Source organism: Buttiauxella massiliensis, assembly GCF_902500225.1.
In the GTDB taxonomy this organism is placed as follows: Bacteria; Pseudomonadota; Gammaproteobacteria; order Enterobacterales; family Enterobacteriaceae; genus Buttiauxella; species Buttiauxella massiliensis.
On record NZ_LR722656.1, the window covers coordinates 162934 to 183916 of the forward strand.

General features: G+C 49.9%; 20 protein-coding genes. 18 read left to right on the top strand and 2 right to left on the bottom strand.

The genetic code is table 11. The annotated features are described in order from the left end of the window. Positions 1–72 precede the first annotated feature (72 nt). The 16 genes from ispU to GC128_RS15175 all read left to right on the top strand — a co-directional run bounded on the left by ispU (position 73) and on the right by GC128_RS15175 (position 19303). Entirely contained in the window at positions 73–825 is a 753-nt protein-coding gene (ispU, locus tag GC128_RS15100; RefSeq protein ID WP_064516324.1) for a (2E,6E)-farnesyl-diphosphate-specific ditrans,polycis-undecaprenyl-diphosphate synthase, read from the top strand. Between the two features lie 18 nt (positions 826–843). Further along, complete coding sequence (cdsA, locus tag GC128_RS15105; RefSeq protein ID WP_064516326.1) at positions 844–1701, top strand: phosphatidate cytidylyltransferase; 858 nt, start codon at positions 844–846, stop codon at positions 1699–1701. Positions 1702–1712: 11 nt separating this feature from the next. After that, positions 1713–3065 carry a sigma E protease regulator RseP gene (rseP, locus tag GC128_RS15110; RefSeq protein ID WP_151995001.1) on the top strand — a complete coding sequence of 451 codons (1353 nt, stop codon included), beginning with the start codon at positions 1713–1715 and terminating at the stop codon, positions 3063–3065. A 32-nt stretch (positions 3066–3097) separates the two neighbouring features. Beyond that, positions 3098–5512, top strand: coding sequence for an outer membrane protein assembly factor BamA (gene bamA, locus GC128_RS15115; protein ID WP_151995002.1), 2415 nt, complete (start codon positions 3098–3100; stop codon positions 5510–5512). Positions 5513–5633: 121 nt separating this feature from the next. Then, positions 5634–6134, top strand: a complete 501-nt coding sequence (skp, locus tag GC128_RS15120; RefSeq protein ID WP_151995003.1) for a molecular chaperone Skp — start codon at positions 5634–5636, stop codon at positions 6132–6134. A gap of 3 nt (positions 6135–6137) precedes the next feature. Further along, positions 6138–7163 (top strand): UDP-3-O-(3-hydroxymyristoyl)glucosamine N-acyltransferase, encoded by a 1026-nt coding sequence (gene lpxD / locus GC128_RS15125; protein ID WP_151995004.1) that lies wholly within the window; start codon positions 6138–6140, stop codon positions 7161–7163. 116 nt (positions 7164–7279) lie between these two features. After that, entirely contained in the window at positions 7280–7735 is a 456-nt protein-coding gene (fabZ, locus tag GC128_RS15130) for a 3-hydroxyacyl-ACP dehydratase FabZ (RefSeq protein WP_064516336.1), read from the top strand. A 3-nt stretch (positions 7736–7738) separates the two neighbouring features. Continuing rightward, positions 7739–8527, top strand: coding sequence for an acyl-ACP--UDP-N-acetylglucosamine O-acyltransferase (gene lpxA / locus GC128_RS15135; RefSeq protein WP_151995005.1), 789 nt, complete (start codon positions 7739–7741; stop codon positions 8525–8527). After that, entirely contained in the window at positions 8528–9676 is a 1149-nt protein-coding gene (gene lpxB / locus GC128_RS15140) for a lipid-A-disaccharide synthase (RefSeq protein ID WP_151995006.1), read from the top strand. Further along, positions 9673–10269: a ribonuclease HII gene (gene rnhB / locus GC128_RS15145; protein ID WP_134186980.1), complete on the top strand. Its 597-nt coding sequence runs from the start codon at positions 9673–9675 to the stop codon at positions 10267–10269. The genes lpxB and rnhB overlap by 4 nt, the downstream gene beginning before the upstream one ends. A 38-nt stretch (positions 10270–10307) precedes the next feature. Continuing rightward, a complete protein-coding gene (gene dnaE, locus GC128_RS15150; RefSeq protein ID WP_151995007.1) occupies positions 10308–13790 on the top strand; it encodes a DNA polymerase III subunit alpha in 3483 nt (1160 codons plus the stop codon). 12 nt (positions 13791–13802) lie between these two features. Continuing rightward, positions 13803–14762 (top strand): acetyl-CoA carboxylase carboxyl transferase subunit alpha, encoded by a 960-nt coding sequence (gene accA, locus GC128_RS15155; protein WP_120063811.1) that lies wholly within the window; start codon positions 13803–13805, stop codon positions 14760–14762. A 271-nt stretch (positions 14763–15033) separates the two neighbouring features. Then, positions 15034–17175, top strand: a complete 2142-nt coding sequence (locus GC128_RS15160; protein ID WP_151995008.1) for a lysine decarboxylase LdcC — start codon at positions 15034–15036, stop codon at positions 17173–17175. Between the two features lie 56 nt (positions 17176–17231). After that, the gene (locus tag GC128_RS15165; RefSeq protein WP_151995009.1) at positions 17232–17621 is read left to right on the top strand and encodes a VOC family protein; all 390 of its coding nucleotides are present in this window, start codon (positions 17232–17234) and stop codon (positions 17619–17621) included. A gap of 63 nt (positions 17622–17684) precedes the next feature. Beyond that, positions 17685–18995, top strand: a complete 1311-nt coding sequence (gene tilS, locus GC128_RS15170; protein WP_151995010.1) for a tRNA lysidine(34) synthetase TilS — start codon at positions 17685–17687, stop codon at positions 18993–18995. Then, positions 18992–19303: a c-type cytochrome gene (locus GC128_RS15175; RefSeq protein ID WP_233338012.1), complete on the top strand. Its 312-nt coding sequence runs from the start codon at positions 18992–18994 to the stop codon at positions 19301–19303. Before tilS ends, GC128_RS15175 begins: the two co-directional genes overlap by 4 nt. Before the next feature lie 46 nt (positions 19304–19349). On the opposite strand, the gene rof is transcribed toward GC128_RS15175, so the two are convergent. Continuing rightward, entirely contained in the window at positions 19350–19610 is a 261-nt protein-coding gene (gene rof / locus GC128_RS15180) for a Rho-binding antiterminator (protein WP_151995012.1), read from the bottom strand. Continuing rightward, positions 19597–19797: a YaeP family protein gene (locus GC128_RS15185; protein ID WP_064540227.1), complete on the bottom strand. Its 201-nt coding sequence runs from the start codon at positions 19795–19797 to the stop codon at positions 19597–19599. Before GC128_RS15185 ends, rof begins: the two co-directional genes overlap by 14 nt. A 205-nt stretch (positions 19798–20002) precedes the next feature. Between GC128_RS15185 and GC128_RS15190 the strand changes: the two genes are divergently transcribed. Together GC128_RS15190 and arfB are read left to right on the top strand one after the other, a co-directional pair. Further along, positions 20003–20545: a YaeQ family protein gene (locus tag GC128_RS15190; RefSeq protein WP_151995013.1), complete on the top strand. Its 543-nt coding sequence runs from the start codon at positions 20003–20005 to the stop codon at positions 20543–20545. Then, positions 20545–20964, top strand: a complete 420-nt coding sequence (gene arfB, locus GC128_RS15195) for an alternative ribosome rescue aminoacyl-tRNA hydrolase ArfB (RefSeq protein WP_151995014.1) — start codon at positions 20545–20547, stop codon at positions 20962–20964. The genes GC128_RS15190 and arfB overlap by 1 nt, the downstream gene beginning before the upstream one ends. Positions 20965–20983 lie beyond the last annotated feature (19 nt).

Sequence of the window (20983 nt, forward strand, 5' to 3'; positions counted from 1 at the left end):
ACGGCTTTTTTATGTAAAAGCTGAGATCATTCTGAGTACCGCTTAATCCTTATCTGGGAATAATTACGCGTTATGTTGTCTGCAAACCAACAATTAAGCGAAACACAATCCGAACATGGCGCGCGCCATGTTGCCATTATTATGGATGGCAACGGTCGCTGGGCGAAACGACAAGGGAAGATGAGGGTTTCCGGCCATAAGGCGGGGGCGAAATCTGTTCGCCGGGCGGTAAGTTTTGCGGCAAATAATGGTATAGATGCGCTTACGCTCTATGCTTTTAGTAGTGAAAACTGGAATCGTCCAGCTCAAGAAGTTAGCGCACTAATGGAGTTGTTTGTGTGGGCTTTAGACAGTGAAGTCAAAAGTTTGCATCGTCACAATGTCCGTTTGCGTATTATCGGCGATATCAGCCGATTTAATGCTCGCCTGCAAGAACGTATCAAAAAAGCCGAAGACTTAACGAGTGCCAACACAGGTTTGACTCTCAATATTGCCGCGAACTATGGCGGTCGTTGGGATATTATTCAAGGTGTGCGGCATCTTGCCGAACAGGTACAAGAAGGCTTACTGCGTCCAGACCAGATTGATGAAGAGATGCTGAGTAAGCAAATCTGCATGAATGAACTGGCTCCCGTAGATTTAGTAATTAGGACAGGGGGAGAGCATCGTATTAGTAATTTTCTGATTTGGCAGATTGCCTACGCAGAACTTTATTTCACCGATGTTCTTTGGCCTGATTTCGATGAACAAGACTTTGAAGGTGCACTAAATGCTTTTGCAAATCGAGAGCGTCGTTTTGGCGGCACAGCACCTGGTAGTGAGTAAGCCTGTTGGGGGTCACTTTTGCTGAAGTATCGCCTGCTTTCTGCGTTTATTTTAATCCCGGTGGTTATTGCCGCGTTATTCTGGCTTCCACCAGTAGGATTTGCTATTACAACCCTCGTGGTATGTATGCTGGCAGCCTGGGAATGGGGACAATTGGCAGGTTTTAAAGCACGTTCTCAACGTGTTTGGCTTGCTGTGTTGTGTGGTCTGTTACTGGCATTAATGCTTTATGCATTACCCGAATACCAGCGTACGGTTCATATTCCGTTGATTGAGGCTTCGCTATGGGCATCACTTGCCTGGTGGTTTGCCGCGCTGTTACTGGTGTTGTTTTATCCGGGTTCAGCATCAATCTGGCGCAACTCAAAAACGTTGCGTCTGTTGTTTGGCGTATTAACGATTGTGCCATTTTTCTGGGGCATGATTGTATTACGTAACTGGCATTACGATATTAACCACTACACTGGCTCAATCTGGCTATTGTATGTGATGGTTCTGGTCTGGGGTGCTGACTCTGGTGCTTATATGTTTGGCAAAATGTTTGGCAAACATAAATTAGCGCCGAAAGTATCCCCGGGTAAAACATGGCAGGGCTTCTTTGGTGGGTTGTTCACTTCTGCGATTATCTCCGTGCTGTTCGGCATGTGGGCGAATCTGGATGTGTCGCCGGCTATTCTGTTGACCTGTTCGGTGATTGCCGCTCTTGCATCAGTATTGGGCGATTTAACCGAAAGCATGTTTAAGCGTGAAGCAGGGATTAAAGATAGCGGTCACCTGATCCCCGGTCATGGTGGTATCCTTGACCGCATTGATAGCCTCACAGCAGCAGTACCGGTATTTGCCTGTCTGTTATTGCTGGTATTCAGGACGATTTAACGGAAGGTTATATGCTGAGCTTACTCTGGAATTTGGCTGCGTTTATTGTCGCACTGGGTGTATTAATTACCGTGCATGAGTTCGGCCATTTCTGGGTTGCTCGCCGCTGTGGCGTCAAAGTGGAGCGCTTTTCCATTGGTTTTGGTAAAGCTCTCTGGCGTCGTTCTGATCGCCACGGTACCGAATTTGTAATCGCCCTGATCCCACTGGGTGGTTATGTCAAAATGCTTGATGAACGTGTTGAGCCGGTTACGCCGGAACTACGCCATCAGGCCTTTAATAACAAAGCCGTTTCTCAACGCGCTGCGATTATTGCAGCCGGTCCTATTGCTAACTTCATCTTCGCTGTGTTTGCCTACTGGCTGGTGTTTATCATCGGTGTCCCTGGTGTTCGTCCGGTTGTTGGTGAAGTAATACCCAACTCGATAGCAGCAGAAGCACAAATTGCACCAGGCATGGAACTTAAAGCGATAGATGGTATCGAAACGCCTGACTGGGAATCGGTTCAACTTGAGTTGATGGCAAAGATTGGTGATGACAGTGTTAATCTTACGCTGGCACCACTAGGTTCAAATCTGAAAAGTGAGAAAACGCTAGATTTGCGCCACTGGCAATTTGAGCCAGAAAAGCAGGATCCGATCACCTCATTAGGCATCGGGCCACGCCGACCGCAAATTGAAACGGTATTACAAGAAGTACAGCCCAATTCCGCAGCGAGCAAAGCGGGTTTGCAAGCCGGGGACAGGATCGTTAAAGTCAACGGTGCGGCGCTTGCTCAGTGGACAGAATTTGTTAGCCAGGTGCGTGACAATCCAGGTCACCCACTGGAGCTAGAAATAGAAAGACAAGGGGCGCTCTTGTCTTTAACGCTGATACCGGATACAAAACCGGGTAAAGCGAAGGCTGAAGGGTTTGCGGGGGTAGTACCAAAGGTTATCCCGCTGCCTGATGAGTATAAAACAGTACGCCAGTATGGGCCGTTTGCTGCTGTCGCGGAAGCCACGGATAAAACCTGGCAACTGATGAAGCTTACAGTCAACATGCTGGGAAAATTAATAACCGGTGACATCAAACTGAATAATCTCAGTGGGCCAATCTCTATAGCTCAAGGGGCAGGGATGTCAGCGGAATCTGGGTTGATTTACTATCTGATGTTCCTGGCGCTGATTAGCGTCAATCTGGGGATAATCAACCTGTTTCCGTTACCCGTCCTGGACGGGGGACATCTGCTCTTTTTGGCGATTGAAAAGCTGAAGGGTGGGCCGGTTTCCGAGCGAGTTCAAGACTTTAGTTACCGCATTGGCTCTATATTGCTGGTGCTGTTGATGGGGCTTGCACTTTTCAATGATTTCTCTCGGTTTTAGAGAGAATAGGTTAGGAAGAACGCATAACAACGATGGCGATGAAAAAGTTGCTCATAGCGTCGCTGCTGTTTAGCAGCGCCACCGTATACGGTGCAGACGGGTTCGTGGTGAAGGATATTCATTTCGAAGGCCTGCAGCGAGTCGCCGTCGGTGCGGCCCTCCTCAGCATGCCGGTTCGCGTAGGCGATACTGTCTCTGACGAGGATATCAGTAATACTATTCGTTCACTGTTTGCTACCGGGAACTTCGAAGATGTCCGGGTACTTCGTGATGGCGAAACGTTAGTTGTTCAGGTGAAAGAACGCCCGACAATCGCGAGTATTACCTTCTCCGGTAACAAGTCCGTGAAGGACGACATGCTCAAGCAGAACCTCGAGGCTTCTAGTGTGCGTGTCGGCGAATCACTGGATAGAACGACCCTGGCTGATATTGAAAAAGGGCTGGAAGATTTCTACTACAGCGTTGGTAAATACAGTGCCAGCGTGAAAGCCGTTGTTACGCCATTGCCGCGTAACCGTGTTGACCTGAAACTGGTATTCCAGGAAGGTGTTTCTGCCAAAATTCAGCAAATCAACATCGTCGGTAACCATGCGTTTACGACTGATGAACTCATTTCGCATTTCCAGTTGCGCGATGAAGTGCCATGGTGGAACGTGGTGGGTGACCGTAAATACCAGAAACAGAAGCTGGCCGGCGATCTCGAAACGCTGCGCAGTTATTATCTGGATCGCGGTTATGCCCGCTTTAACATCGATTCGACTCAGGTCAGTTTGACGCCTGATAAGAAAAGTATTTACGTGACCATCAACGTTACAGAAGGCGATCAGTACAAGATTGCTGGCGTGACGGTGAACGGTAATCTGGCAGGGCACTCAGCAGAAATTGAAACGCTGACTAAGCTCAAACCAGGTGAGCTTTATAACGGCACCAAAGTGACCAAGATGGAAGACGACATCAAGAAATTATTGGGTCGTTATGGTTACGCCTATCCACGTGTGCAAACGCAACCTGAAATCAACGATGCAGATAAGACCGTTAAACTGCATGTGAACGTTGATTCTGGTAACCGTTATTACGTGCGTAAAATTCGTTTTGAAGGCAACGACACCAGTAAAGATTCAGTCCTGCGTCGCGAAATGCGCCAAATGGAAGGGACCTGGCTGGGTAGCGATCTTGTGAACTCAGGTAAAGATCGTCTGAATCGTTTGGGTTACTTCGAAACTGTAGATGTTGATACGCAACGTGTGTCAGGTAGCCCTGACCAGGTTGATGTGGTCTACAAAGTTAAAGAGCGTAACACCGGTAGCTTCAACTTCGGTGTGGGTTACGGTACTGAAAGTGGTATCAGCTTCCAGGTAGGTGTCCAGCAGGACAACTGGTTAGGAACAGGATACTCGGTAGGTATCAACGGTACTAAAAACGATTATCAGACATATGCTGAATTGTCGGTAACCGATCCATACTTTACAGTTGACGGTGTGAGCCTCGGCGGCCGCGTCTTCTACAATGACTTTAAAGCTGATGATGCGGATCTTTCTGACTACACCAACACAAGTTATGGTGTGGACGGAACGCTTGGCTTCCCGGTTAACGAAAACAACACATTGCGTCTGGGCTTAGGTTACGTTCACAACGACCTGTCCAACATGCAACCGCAGGTTGCGATGTGGCGTTATCTGGATTCTGTTGGTCAATCGGCTAGCACGTCATCTGATGACAATGGTTTTGCTGCAGATGACTTCACGCTGAACTATGGTTGGACTTACAACAAGCTTGACCGTGGTTACTTCCCAACGGAAGGCTCACGTGTGAACCTGAACGGTAAAGTTACCGTGCCGGGCTCTGATAACGAGTTCTATAAAGTCACTCTGGATACGGCAAGCTACTTCCCAATTGATGAAGATCATACGTGGGTCATGTTAGGACGTACTCGTTGGGGCTACGGTGATGGTCTAGGCGGCAAAGAAATGCCGTTCTATGAGAACTTCTATGCCGGTGGTTCCAGTACTGTTCGTGGTTTCCAGTCCAATAACATTGGTCCTAAAGCTGTTTATTATGGCGGCAATGATACAGATAACTGTAACAAAGCTTCATCAACTGAAGTGTGTAGTTCTGATGATGCAGTCGGTGGTAACGCAATGGCAGTGGCAAGTCTTGAACTTATCACGCCAACGCCATTCTTGAGCGAGAAGTATGCGAACTCAGTTCGTACCTCTCTGTTCGTGGATGCAGGTACTGTTTGGGATACTAACTGGGATAATACCAAGTATTCTGCAGACGGGATTCCGGACTACAGTGACCCAAGTAATATTCGTATGTCAGCAGGTATCGCATTGCAATGGATGTCACCGCTGGGGCCGTTGGTCTTCTCTTATGCCCAACCGTTCAAGAAGTACGAAGGCGACAAAGCGGAGCAGTTCCAGTTTAACATTGGTAAAACCTGGTAACTGTTCTGTGCGAAGGATTGTATAAAAGCAGTGTAGCGTTGATGCCAGTTCGCGAAATGCAGAACTGGCACACGCAAAAAAGAGTGTCTTCGGACACATTCGGGATGGTAAGGAGTTTATTGTGAAAAAGTGGTTATTTGCCGCAGGTCTTGGCCTCGCTATGGCTGCATCTGCCAGCGTTCAAGCAGCTGACAGCATTGCTGTAGTAAACATGGGCAACCTGTTCCAACAGGTAGCACAGAGCACCGGTGTGTCTAAAACTCTTGAAAACGAGTTTAAAGGCCGCGCAAGCGAGTTGCAGAATATGGAAGGCGACCTGCAATCCAAAATGCAAAAGCTGCAACGTGATGGCTCTACCATGAAATCTGCTGACCGCAGCAAAGCTGAAAAAGATCTGATGGCTCAACGTCAGCAGTTCCAGACTAAAGCTCAGGCATTCGAACAAGATCGTCAACGTCGTTCTAACGAAGAGCGTGGCAAACTTGTTACTCGTATTCAGAGCGCAGTGAAGAAAATTGCTGACGACAAAGGCATCGACGTAGTTCTGGATGCTAACACCGTTGCTTATGCAGGTAGCAGTGTTAAAGACATCACTTCAGATGTTCTGAAACAGGTTAAATAAGTAATGTCTTCAATTCGACTGGCTGATTTAGCCCAGCAGTTGGATGCAGATTTGCACGGTGATGGCGATCTCGTCATCACCGGCGTTGCATCTATGCAAACGGCCCAGGCTGGCCAAATTACGTTTATGGTTAACCCACGTTACCGTGAGCAATTGGCTGTTTGCCAGGCTTCTGCCGTCGTTATGACTGAAGCCGACCTCCCTTTCGCACATAGCGCTGCATTGGTAGTGAAGAATCCCTACCTCACATATGCTCGCATGGCGCAAATCCTTGATTCCACGCCGCAACCTGCTCAAAACATCGCACCAAGTGCAGTGATTGATGCAACTGCGACGTTGGGTAATAACGTAGCCATTGGCGCTAATGCGGTTATCGAGTCTGGTGTCGTGCTGGGTGATGACGTCGTAATTGGCCCTGGCTGTTTCGTGGGTAAACACACCAAAATTGGTGCTGGCACACGCCTGTGGGCGAATGTTTCGATTTACCATGAAATCCAGATTGGTGAACAGTGCCTGGTTCAGTCCGGTACCGTCATCGGTTCAGATGGTTTTGGTTACGCTAACGATCGTGGCAACTGGGTGAAGATCCCCCAACTTGGCCGCGTGATCATTGGCGATCGTGTCGAGATCGGTGCCTGTACTACGATTGACCGTGGCGCACTAGACGATACGATTATTGGCAATGGTGTTATCATTGATAATCAATGCCAGATTGCACATAACGTTGTGATTGGCGACAATACTGCTGTTGCTGGCGGTGTGATCATGGCAGGCAGCCTGAAAATTGGCCGTTACTGCATGATTGGTGGTGCCAGTGTTATCAATGGCCATATGGAAATCTGCGATAAAGTCACTGTGACTGGAATGGGCATGGTAATGCGCCCTATCACAGAGCCGGGGGTTTACTCATCAGGTATTCCATTACAGCCGAACAAAGTGTGGCGTAAAACAGCCGCGTTGGTGATGAATATCGACGAGATCAGCAAACGCTTGAAATCCGTTGAGAAAAAAATCAATCAACAAGACTAAAAGTCACCCGCCCAAGACGCGTTAGTGCTTACTGATTTGCGGCCTGCTAGCTATCCAGAGATAGTCGCAGGCCGTGTTATTATTGTCATTTGGTACATTTAGACAGGAAGAGTATCTTGACTACCGACACTCATACTCTGCACATCGAAGAGATTTTGGAACTTCTGCCACACCGTTACCCGTTCTTACTGGTAGACCGCGTGCTGGATTTTGAAGAAGGGCGTTTTTTACGTGCAGTAAAAAATGTCACAGTAAACGAGCCGTTTTTCCAGGGCCACTTCCCTGGTAAACCGATTTTCCCGGGCGTGCTGATTCTTGAAGCAATGGCGCAAGCCACCGGTATTCTTGCGTTCAAAAGCGTAGGGAAACTGGAACCTGGTGAGCTTTACTACTTTGCTGGTATCGATGAAGCGCGTTTCAAACGCCCAGTCGTACCTGGTGACCAGATGGTCATGGAAGTTACTTTCGAGAAAACCCGCCGTGGTCTGACGCGCTTTAAAGGCGTGGCAACTGTTGACGGTAAAATTGTCTGTGAAGCAACTATGATGTGTGCCCGCAGCCGGGAGAGTTAATACGTGATTGATAAATCCGCCTTTATTCATCCATCCGCCATTGTGGAAGAAGGTGCCGTTATTGGTGCTAACGTCCATATTGGTCCGTTTTGTATTGTTGGTCCGCATGTTGAAATCGGTGAAGGTACCGTTCTGAAATCTCATGTTGTGGTAAATGGTCACACGACTATTGGCCGTGACAACGAGATTTATCAGTTCGCTTCCATTGGTGAAGTTAACCAGGATCTTAAATATGCTGGTGAACCGACCCGTGTGGAAATTGGCGATCGCAACCGCATTCGCGAAAGCGTCACCATCCATCGTGGAACAGAGCAGGGCGGTGGTTTGACGAAGGTGGGTAGCGATAACCTGCTGATGGTCAACGCTCACGTAGCGCATGACTGTACGGTCGGTAACCGCTGTATCCTCGCAAATAACGCAACTCTTGCTGGTCACGTTTCCGTTGATGATTTCGCAATCATTGGTGGTATGACCGCTGTGCATCAGTTCTGCATTATCGGTGCGCACGTGATGGTGGGGGGGTGTTCTGGTGTGGCACAAGATGTTCCACCGTATGTTATTGCGCAGGGCAACCACGCAACGCCGTTCGGCGTAAATATCGAAGGTCTGAAACGCCGCGGTTTCTCAAGAGAAGCGATACACGCTGTTCGCAACGCGTATAAAATTCTCTACCGCAGCGGGAAAACCTTCGAAGAAGCGAAGCCTGAGATTGCTGCGATTGCCGAGCAACATCCAGAAGTGAACGCATTTGTTGAATTTTTTGAACGTTCAACTCGTGGTCTGATTCGCTAAATGAAACCTGGTCGTCCGCTTACGATTGCCCTGGTCGCCGGAGAAACTTCCGGCGATATTCTTGGCGCAGGTCTGATTCGTGCTCTGAAAGCCCGTCATCCTGATGCTCGCTTTATTGGTGTTGCAGGGCCTTTGATGCAGGCTGAAGGCTGCGAAGCCTGGTATGAGATGGAAGAGCTAGCGGTAATGGGCATTGTTGAAGTGCTCGGTCGCCTGCGTCGCTTATTACATATCCGAGCCGATCTCACGCGCCGTTTCACCGAATTGCAGCCAGATGTTTTTGTCGGCATCGATGCGCCTGATTTCAACATCACGCTCGAAGGCAATCTTAAGAAGCAGGGTATTCGCACCATTCATTACGTCAGCCCTTCCGTTTGGGCATGGCGGCAAAAACGCGTTTTCAAAATTGGCAGAGCAACGGATTTAGTGCTCGCATTTCTGCCTTTCGAAAAAGCGTTTTACGATAGATTTAATGTCCCGTGTCGGTTTATCGGTCATACCATGGCTGATGCCATGCCGCTTGATCCTGATAAAAATGCCGCACGCGCGACTCTGGGGATTTCCCCAGAGGCTAAATGCCTGGCGCTATTACCGGGGAGTCGTGGCGCAGAAGTTGAAATGCTCAGCGCGGATTTCCTGAAAACAGCTCTTTTGCTGCGTGAGCGTTTCCCGGGGCTGGAAATTGTCGTTCCGCTGGTTAACGCCAAACGGCGTGAGCAGTTCGAGCGTATCAAAGCAGAAGTCGCACCTGACCTGACGATGCACCTGCTCAATGGACAAGGGCGTGAAGCGATGGTCGCAAGCGATGCCGCATTGCTGGCATCGGGTACCGCAGCCCTTGAGTGCATGCTGGCGAAATGCCCAATGGTGGTTGGTTATCGCATGAAACCGTTCACTTTCTGGCTTGCGAAGCGCCTTGTCAAAACGGATTACGTTTCACTGCCAAATCTGCTGGCTGGTCGTGAACTGGTTAAAGAATTATTGCAGGATGAGTGCGAGCCCAATGCGCTTGCAAAGGCGCTTGGCCCGCTGCTTGAAGATGGGGCGCAGAGCCACCAAATGCATGACACCTTCCGCGAACTGCATCAGCAAATTCGTTGTAACGCCGATGAGCAGGCGGCGAATGCCGTGCTGGAGCTCGCTCAATGATTGAATTTATTTACCCTCATACACATCTGGTCGCAGGTGTTGATGAAGTGGGTCGAGGCCCGCTGGTTGGCGCAGTCGTCACTGCAGCGGTTATTCTCGATCCTGCAAAGCCTATCATTGGCCTTGCTGATTCTAAGAAACTCTCAGAAAAACGCCGCAATGCGCTGTACGATGAAATCGTCGAAAAGGCGCTGTCATGGAGTCTTGGCCGTGCTGAGCCAGAAGAGATCGACCAGTTAAACATTTTGCATGCCACCATGCTTGCGATGCAGCGTGCCGTCGCTGGCCTGTGCGTGGTTCCTGAATATGTATTGATTGATGGTAACCGCTGTCCTGCATTGCCTATGCCTTCTCTGGCTGTGGTAAAAGGTGACAGCCGGGTTGCAGAAATAAGTGCTGCATCAATAATTGCCAAAGTGACGCGCGATCGTGAAATGGCAGAGCTTGATCTCTCTTTCCCGCAATACGGTTTTGCCCAACATAAGGGCTACCCCACAGCTTTCCATCTGGAAAAGCTGGCAGAGCATGGCGCGACTGAACATCATCGTCGTAGCTTTGCTCCGGTCAAACGCGCTCTCGGACTGGCGTCCTGATTTGCGGACGTACGTTACACATCTAAACGGAATGAGAAATGGCTGAACCACGTTTCGTGCACCTGCGAGTGCACAGCGACTACTCCATGGTTGATGGCCTGGCAAAAACAGCTCCGCTGGTGAAGAAAGCCGCGGCGATGGGGATGCCAGCAATTGCGATCACTGATTTTACTAACCTTTGTGGGCTGGTGAAATTCTATGGTGCTGCGCATGGTGCAGGGCTTAAGCCGATCATTGGTGCAGATTTTAACGTTGCGAATGAATTGCTGGGCGATGAACTCAGCCATTTAACCGTGCTTGCCGCAAACAATGTCGGTTATCAAAACCTGACGTTGCTCATCTCTAAAGCTTACCAGCGTGGTTACGGTGCTGCGGGCCCAATTATCGACCGAGCCTGGCTTGGCGAACTGAACGATGGGCTGATCCTTCTTTCTGGTGGGCGCATGGGGGATATTGGCAAAAACTTGTTGCGTGGAAATACGGCACAGCTCGATCTGTGCCTGGAATTCTACCAGCAGTATTTTGCCGATCGCTTCTATCTGGAACTGATTCGTACAGGTCGTCCTGATGAAGAAAGCTATTTGCATGCTGCCGTCGCTTTAGCCGATGAACGTGGTTTGCCGGTCGTAGCAACCAACGATGTAAGGTTCATTGAGTCCACAGATTTTGATGCTCATGAAATCCGCGTTGCTATCCACGATGGTTTTACCCTTGACGACCCTAAACGACCGCGTAATTACTCTTCGCAGCAGTATCTTCGTACTGAAGAGGAGATGTGCGAACTCTTTTCAGACGTCCCGGAAGCGCTGGAAAACAGCGTAGAAATCGCCAGACGCTGTAACGTTACTGTGCGTCTGGGCGAGTACTTCCTACCGCAGTTCCCAACTGGTGATATGTCGACTGAAGACTTCCTGGTCATGAAGTCTAAGGAAGGGCTCGAAGATCGTCTGGAATTCTTGTTCAAAGATCCTGAGGAGCGCGCGGCAAAAAGACCGCCGTACGACGAGCGTCTGGATATTGAGCTTAAAGTTATTAACCAGATGGGATTCCCAGGCTACTTCCTGATCGTTATGGAATTTATCCAGTGGTCCAAAGACAACGGCGTGCCGGTAGGGCCTGGCCGTGGTTCTGGTGCGGGTTCACTGGTTGCTTATGCTCTGAAAATTACCGATCTTGATCCGCTGGAATTTGACCTGCTGTTCGAACGTTTCCTTAACCCGGAACGTGTATCGATGCCTGACTTCGACATCGACTTCTGCATGGAAAAACGCGATTGGGTTATTGACCACGTCGCCGAAATGTACGGGCGCGAGGCGGTATCACAAATTATTACCTTCGGTACGATGGCGGCAAAAGCGGTTATCCGCGATGTGGGCCGTGTACTGGGGCACCCGTACGGTTTTGTCGATCGTATCTCTAAACTGATCCCGCCCGATCCGGGGATGACGCTTGCTAAAGCGTTTGAAGTTGAACCGCAGCTTCCTGAAATGTACGACGCTGACGAAGAAGTTAAAGCGCTTATCGACATGGCGCGTAAACTTGAAGGCGTAACGCGTAACGCCGGTAAACATGCCGGTGGCGTGGTAATTGCGCCAACCAAAATTACTGACTTTGCTCCGCTTTATTGCGATGACCAGGGCCAAAACCCGGTCACCCAGTTCGATAAAAACGATGTGGAATATGCGGGCCTTGTGAAGTTCGACTTCCTGGGCTTGCGTACGCTGACCATCATCGACTGGGCGTTGAAGATGATCAACCCGCGTCGGGCGAAGCAAGGTTTAGAGCCGATTGATATCGCCGCTATCCCGCTCGAAGATAAGAAAAGCTTCGACATGCTGCAACGCTCGGAAACCACAGCGGTGTTCCAGCTAGAATCCCGCGGCATGAAAGATCTTATCAAGCGTCTGCAGCCTGACTGCTTCGAAGATATGATCGCACTGGTAGCGCTGTTCCGCCCTGGCCCGCTGCAATCAGGCATGGTTGATAACTTTATCGACCGTAAACACGGGCGTGAAGCCATCTCTTACCCTGATATTCAATGGCAGCATGAAAGCCTGAAACCGGTGCTGGAGCCGACCTACGGTATTATCCTGTATCAAGAACAGGTGATGCAGATTGCGCAGGTGCTGGCGGGATACTCGCTGGGCGGTGCGGACATGCTGCGTCGTGCAATGGGTAAAAAGAACCCGGTCGAAATGGCGAAGCAGCGTGGCGGTTTTGAAGATGGTGCGAAATCTCGTGGCATTGATGGTGAGCTGGCGATTAAGATCTTCGACCTGGTAGAGAAATTTGCCGGTTATGGGTTTAACAAATCTCACTCAGCTGCTTATGCATTGGTTTCCTACCAAACGCTGTGGTTAAAAGCGCACTATCCGGCAGAGTTTATGGCGGCGGTGATGACTGCTGACATGGATAACACTGAGAAAATCGTCGGCCTGGTAGATGAATGCTGGCGCATGGGCCTGAAAATTCTGCCACCGGATATTAACTCCGGGCTGTACCATTTCCACGTTAATGACGACGGGGAAATTGTTTACGGTATCGGTGCGATTAAAGGTGTCGGTGAAGGCCCGATTGAAGCGATAATTGAGGCGCGTAACAAAGGCGGTTATTTCCGGGAGTTATTCGACCTCTGTGCGCGAGCTGACGTTAAAAAACTCAATAAACGAATCCTTGAAAAATTAGTGATGTCCGGGGCATTTGACCGCCTCGGACCGCATCGCGCCGCATTAATGAATGCGCTGCCCGATGCACTTAAAGCGGCTGACCAACACGCCAAAGCCGAAGCTATCGGCCAGGTGGATATGTTCGGTGTGCTGGCCGATGAGCCGGAGCAGGTTGAGCAGTCCTACGCCAGCGTGACTCCGTGGCCAGAACAAGTGGTACTGGATGGCGAACGTGAAACGTTAGGTCTATACCTGACTGGACACCCCATCACGCAGTATCTGAAAGAAATTGAGCGCTATGTCGGTGGCATGCGCCTGAAAGAGATGCACCCGACAGAACGTGGTAAAATGACCACAGCTGCGGGTCTGGTGATTGCTTCGCGGGTGATGGTTACCAAGCGTGGCAATCGCATTGGCATCTGCACTCTGGATGACCGTTCTGGTCGCCTGGAAGTGATGCTATTCACAGATGCGTTAGAAAAGTACCAGCATCTGTTGGAAAAAGACCGTATCCTGATCGTCAGTGGACAGGTCAGCTTTGATGACTTCAGCGGTGGCCTTAAAATGACCGCTCGCGAAGTTATGGACATAGACGAAGCCCGCGAAAAGTATGCGCGTGGGCTTGCTATCTCGCTGACGGACAGGCAAATTGATGACCAGCTTTTGAACCGTCTCCGTCAGTCTCTGGAACCCCATCGTTCGGGGACCATTCCAGTACATCTCTACTATCAGAGAGCGGATGCACGAGCACGTTTGCGCTTTGGCGCGGCATGGCGTGTTTCCCCAAGCGATCGTTTGCTCAATGAGCTTCGCTCGCTGATAGGCTCGGAGCAGGTGGAACTGGAGTTTGACTAATACAGGAATATTATGAGTCTGAATTTCCTCGATTTTGAACAGCCGATTGCAGAGCTGGAAGCGAAAATTGATTCCCTGACTGCAGTTAGCCGTCAGGACGAAAAGTTAGATATTAATCTGGACGAAGAAGTGCAGCGTCTGCGTGAAAAAAGCGTAGAACTCACACGTAAGATCTTCGCCGATTTAGGAGCATGGCAGATTGCTCAACTGGCGCGTCACCCGCAGCGCCCGTATACGCTTGATTACCTGCGTCTCGCTTTTGATGAGTTCGATGAACTTGCGGGTGACCGTGCGTATGCTGACGACAAAGCTATTGTTGGCGGGATTGCGCGTCTTGATGGTCGTCCGGTGATGGTTATTGGCCATCAGAAAGGCCGTGAAACCAAAGAGAAGATTCGTCGTAACTTCGGTATGCCAGCACCAGAAGGCTATCGTAAAGCACTGCGTTTGATGGAAATGGCTGAGCGTTTCAATATGCCAATCATTACTTTCATCGACACTCCAGGAGCTTATCCTGGCGTGGGCGCGGAAGAACGCGGTCAGTCAGAAGCTATCGCGCGCAACCTGCGTGAAATGTCTGGCCTGAAAGTGCCGGTCATCTGTACCGTGATTGGTGAAGGTGGCTCCGGTGGTGCGCTGGCAATCGGCGTGGGTGATAAAGTGAATATGCTGCAATACAGCACCTATTCCGTTATCTCCCCAGAAGGCTGCGCGTCTATTCTGTGGAAAAGTGCTGATAAAGCCCCGATCGCCGCAGAAGCCATGGGCATTATCGCACCGCGTCTGAAAGAGTTGAAACTGATCGATACCGTTATCCCTGAACCACTGGGCGGCGCGCATCGTAATATTGAGACGATGGCGGCTTCACTGAAAGCGCAATTGCTGGCTGATTTAGCCGATCTGGACGTGTTAAATACCGAAGAGCTGTTGGCTCGTCGTTATCATCGGCTGATGAGTTACGGCTACGCGTGATATACCCATCATCCTTCAAGCTGCAGGGGCGTTGGCTGCACTCACTTACCCGAATCACTTACTTTAGTAAGCTCATCGGGATAAGCTCCCTGGCCGCCTACCTGCAACTCGAATGCTAACGGGTATATTGAAGAAGAAGGTCAGAAGAAATTCTGACCTTTTTTATTGCCTGGACTCCCGCACTTTAAGAAACCTTACCCTTCTGCGCTTGTTCTGCATCCCTTTTCAATAAACTATGATTACCTGAAGGTTTTTTGCCAGGAGGTGAGCGTTGAATATTATTGCAATCATGGGGCCGCATGGCGTTTTCTACAAAGACGAGCCAATCAAAGAACTCCACCAAGCGCTGGAAGTTCAGGGTTTTCGCCTGATTTACCCGACCAACAGTACCGACCTGCTGAAACTTATCGAACATAACCCGCGTATCTGCGGCGTCATTTTTGACTGGGATGAATACAGCCTGGATTTATGCAGTGAAATTAACGGCTTGAATGAGTATTTACCGTTGTATGCGTTTATCAACACACACTCTTCGCTGGATGTCAGCGTCAACGAAATGCGCATGGCGCTGTGGTTCTTTGAATACGCCCTCAGTGCAGCAGACGATATCGCCCTGCGCATCCGTCAGTACACCAATGAATATCTCGATAACATCACTCCTCCGTTAACCAAAGCATTGTTCAACTATGTGAACGAAGGGAAATACACATTCTGCACGCCGGGGCATATGGCGGGCACCGCCTATCTGAAAAGCCCGGTTGGCTGCCTGTTCTACGACTTCTTTGGCGCGAACACGCTTAAAGCGGATGTCTCTATTTCGGTAACGGAACTGGGATCGTTACTCGATCACACTGGTCCACATCTGGAGGCTGAGGAATATATCGCCCGTACTTTTGGTGCGGAGCAGAGTTACATGGTGACCAACGGCACATCCACGTCGAATAAAATCGTGGGTATGTACGCCGCACCTTCTGGCAGCACGGTGCTGATTGACCGTAACTGCCACAAATCGCTGACGCATTTGCTGATGATGACCGACCTGGTGCCCATCTGGTTAAAACCAACGCGCAATGCGCTGGGGATTTTGGGCGGCATTCCGCAACGTGAATTTATGCGCGAGAGTATCGAGGCGAAAGTTGCTGAGACGGAAAATGCCCAGTGGCCGGTGCATGCGGTTATCACCAACTCGACTTACGATGGCTTGCTGTATAACACCGAATTTATCAAACAGACCCTCGATGTACCTTCTATCCACTTTGATTCCGCCTGGGTGCCGTACACCAACTTCCACGCTATTTATCAGGGTAAAAGTGGCATGAGTGGCGATCGTGTGCCGGGGAAAGTGATTTACGAAACCCAGTCCACACACAAATTATTGGCAGCGTTGTCGCAGGCATCTCTCATCCATATCAAAGGTGATTACGACGAGGAAACCTTCAACGAAGCCTACATGATGCATACCACTACATCGCCAAGTTATCCGCTGGTGGCATCCATTGAAACGGCGGCAGCAATGCTACGAGGCAACCCGGGCAAGCGATTGATTAATCGCTCGGTAGAACGAGCATTGCATTTCCGTCGTGAAGTTCAGCGCCTGCGGGAAGAGTCAGAGGACTGGTTCTTCGATATCTGGCAGCCAGAATTTATCGATGAAGCCGCCTGCTGGCCGATTTCACCGGGTGAAGAGGACTGGCACGGTTTCAAAGATGCTGATGCCGACCATATGTACCTCGACCCGATAAAAGTCACCATTCTGACACCAGGCATGGATGAGTTAGGGACGATGGCTGATGAGGGCATTCCCGCTGCACTGGTGGCGAAGTTCCTTGATGAACGCGGTGTGGTCGTCGAAAAAACAGGGCCATATAACTTGTTGTTCCTATTCAGCATTGGGATAGACAAAACCAAGGCGTTAAGTTTGCTGCGTGGTTTGACGGAGTTTAAACGCTCGTATGACCTCAATTTGCGTGTGAAAAACATGCTGCCGGATTTGTATGCTGAAGATCCTGATTTCTATCGCAATATGCGTATCCAGGACCTGGCGCAAGGCATCCACAAACTGATTAAGCAGCACAACCTTTCTGACCTGATGCTGCGTGCTTTTGATGTGCTCCCGGAAATGAAAATGACGCCGCACAAGGCGTATCAACAGCAGGTGAAAGGTAACGTTGAAACGGTAGAAATCGAACAATTGCTTAATCGCGTTTCAGCAAACATGATCTTGCCGTATCCACCTGGTGTGCCGGTGGTGATGCCGGGTGAGATGATCACCAATGAAAGCCGGGCAGTGCTCGATTTCCTGCTGATGTTGTGTTCTGTGGGAGAGCACTATCCTGGGTTTGAAACCGACATTCACGGAGCCAAACTGGGTGAGGATGGCATCTATAGAGTACGAGTCCTAAAATCGGTGTAGCGTATTGATTTACCGATGCATGATAGTTACCGTGCGGAAAAGACAAAGGAGCATTTATGCTGGGTTTAAAGCAAGTTCACCACATCGCTATCATCGCGTCGGATTACCCAACCAGTAAGCATTTTTACTGCGATATTCTTGGCTTTACGCTACAAGCGGAAGCGTACCGTGAAGAACGGGATTCATGGAAAGGTGATTTGGCATTGAACGGGCAATATGTCATTGAGCTATTTTCCTTCCCGTTCCCGCCAGCAAGGCCGAGTCGCCCGGAGGCTTGTGGGTTACGTCATCTGGCATTCAGCGTTGACGATATCGACAGCGCGATTGTTCATCTTGAGAAGCATGGTGTGAAGTGTGAGCCGGTTCGTATCGATCCTTTCACCGATAAGCGTTTTACTTTCTTTAACGACCCCGACGGCTTGCCTCTTGAGCTATACCAGCAGTAACGCTTGCCTCTCTTCTCGTAGCCCGGTAACGTGCCGGGCAAAACCTTATTCAAGTTACTGACTATGCCACTTCGTCCTCTCATCAAATTATTGCAGCCGCACCCGAATTTGCTGGTGGCGTTTAGTGGTGGGCTGGATTCCACGGTTTTACTCCACCAGTTGGTTACGCTTCGCGATATGCAGGTCGCTAATTTCCAGATTCGCGCCATGCATATTCATCACGGTTTAAGCCCCTATGCCGATAATTGGGCCGAACATTGCCAGCAAGTTTGCGAACAATGGAACGTACCGTTTGAAGTAAAACGAGTGCAGTTGGCAGACGATGGATTAGGGATTGAAGCCCATGCGCGAGCAGCACGTTATCAGGCGCTGGCTGAAACAATACGACCAGACGAAGTTTTACTGACGGCGCAGCACCTTGATGACCAGTGTGAAACATTTCTACTTGCCCTGAAGCGGGGAAGTGGCCCTGCGGGGCTGGCCGCAATGCCTGAACGTTTGCCGTTTGGTGAGACAGAATTAATCCGGCCATTGCTGGGGCAGACGCGCAAAGTTCTGGAAGCGTGGGCTAATGAACATCAATTAACGTGGATAGAAGACGAAAGTAACCAGGATGATAGCTACGATCGGAATTTCTTAAGGTTGCGGGTCATTCCTGAAATCCAACAGCGTTGGCCCCATTTCCCACAAAGCGTTGCCCGCAGCGCTGAGTTATGTGGAGAGCAAGAACAATTACTTGATGAGTTGCTTGCCGAACAACTTGAGGCGCTGATTCAGGACGATGGCTCATTACTCATTGAGCCTCTAAAGCCGCTCAGTGATATCCGGCGTTCGGCGTTGCTACGCCGCTGGTTTGGCCGTCAGAAAGCCGCTATGCCTTCGCGAGCAGCGCTGGCACGCCTGTGGAATGAGGTTGCAACAAGTCGTGAAGATGCCAACCCCCGTTTGAAATTTGGCAGCTTTGAAGTTCGCCGATATCAGGGGGCATTGTACTGGTTGCCGTTGATGAACGGATTGGGTGATGAGATCGTTTCCTGGTCTAAACCTTTTGCGCCATTAACATTGCCCGGTGGCTTAGGCACTCTTCAATTGGCATCTATTGGGCAGGAGGTTCGCACACCTGGTGCTGACGAGCCCGTTACCGTACGTTTTAAGGCTTCCGGACAGTTCCATATCGTTGGGCGCGAACGTGGCCGTAGTTTGAAAAAGATCTGGCAAGAGTCAGGTATTGCGCCATGGCAGCGCGAAAGAACGCCGCTGTTATATTACGGCGAAAAGTTGATTGTCGCTCTTGGGGTTTTTGTCACCCGGGAAGGAAAGGCGACGGAAGAATCATGCTGGCATGTCGACTGGCAAAAGGAGAATAAATCATGAAGAGAATCATTATTTTAGCGGGCATATTATTGTGTGCTCAACCGGTACTGGCAAAAGGTGATGCCGCTGCAGGTGAGCAAAAAGCCATGATGTGCGTGGCGTGCCACGGGGCTACGGGGAAAGTTTCCGTGCCGATGTACCCGAATCTTGCCGGGCAAAACGAGGCGTATCTTGAACACTCGTTAAAGGCATATAAAAAGGGCGAGCGTAGTGGTGGGCAAGCTGAAGTGATGAAGGCTTATGTAAGTGGCCTTTCCGACGAGGACATCAGCAATCTGGCTGCTTATTACGCTTCAATGAAGCCATAAAAAAGGGCAGCCCCAAGGCTGCCCACGCATGCGGATACTTTGCGTATCAGGATTCGCTAACTACGACAGTACCAATTTCAGGATGGCTGAAGCTGGCAATTTTATCGAGACGAACTTCGCGAGTGGTACCGGCATCATCGAGAATCAAGTATTCGATGTTTTTACGAGACACCAGATCACTGGCTTTCGCCTTGAAAACTTCTCCGCTCTTCAACTCCAGCGTCAGTATTAAGTTCTGCTGGCAGGCGAGCTCGAGATTGTCATAATCATCACAATTGATGGGTTGATAGGCATCATTCATTGACATAGTCGCTCACCAGTAAGTTCGCGGCCGCATACGCCGCCTGTTCCCTAATAGATTCTGGTTGTGCTTCGTTGGAAGCCACTTCGTTCAGCACCTTCAAGACGCAGCCCAGTGCATCGGGAATGTAACCCAAATCTCCGCTGGCTATTTCCGCATAGCGCTTTCGTACTAATTCACAATACTTTTCCACACGCCCTCCTTTCAGAGTCCCGACCTCAGACTTAATCGTGTGATGCCAGTTAAGCCTACGAAGATAAACTCTGTTTAGCAAGGTGACTATACCACAGGCATGAAACCGATATCAGCAGCGCACCCCTCTACTTGAGTGAATACATAACAGCGTTTTAGCGAGGTTTTGGTTACAATGAGCGCCTAATTGAGTTCGGAGAAGTGTGATGGCGTTAAAAGCAACAATCTATAAAGCGATGGTGAATGTTGCCGATCTCGATCGCAATCAATTCCTGGATAGCAATCTGACGCTTGCGCGCCATCCTTCGGAAACGCAAGAACGTATGATGCTGCGCCTGCTGGCGTGGATTAAATACGCTAACGAGCGTCTGCAATTCAGCCGGGGTTTAAGCGCAGAAGAAGAACCGGAAATCTGGCAGCGTAACGACCATATGGGTATCGACCTATGGATTGAACTAGGTCTGCCAGATGAAAAACGCCTGAAAAAAGCCTGTAGCCAGTCTGGTGAAGTGGCGCTGTTTACCTATAACAGCCGCGCTGCGGAAGTCTGGTGGCAGCAGCATCAGAACAAACTCAAGCAATACCAAAACTTGTCTATCTGGTATCTGGATGATGAGCAACTGGCGAAGCTGTGCGAATTTGGTACACGTTCGATGAACTTACAGGCCACCATTCAGGACGGTGCAATCTGGTTATCTGATGCTGAGAATAATCTCGAAATTCACTTTACGGCCTGGCAGCATCATTAATGATCGAAGTGTCACGAACGATAGCAATACCGGACAGTGAGGTCACTATTACGGCTATCCGCGCGCAGGGAGCGGGCGGCCAGCATGTGAACAAAACCTCAACGGCGATTCATTTGCGTTTTGACATCCGGGCCTCCAGCCTGCCAGAGTATTATAAAGAACGTTTGCTGGCGGCCAGCCACCATCTTATTACGCCCGATGGCGTGGTGGTGATAAAGGCGCAGGAGTACCGTAGTCAGGAAATGAATCGTGAAGCTGCAGTAGCAAGGCTGATTTCATTGATTCAAGAGTTAACTGTTGAGCAAAAAAACCGACGAGCCACACGACCTACACGTGCATCGAAAGAGCGCCGTCTCGCATCGAAATCACAGAAATCAACGACGAAATCATTACGCGGGAAAGTCCGTCGCCCTGAATGACGAACGGCAAAGATATTGA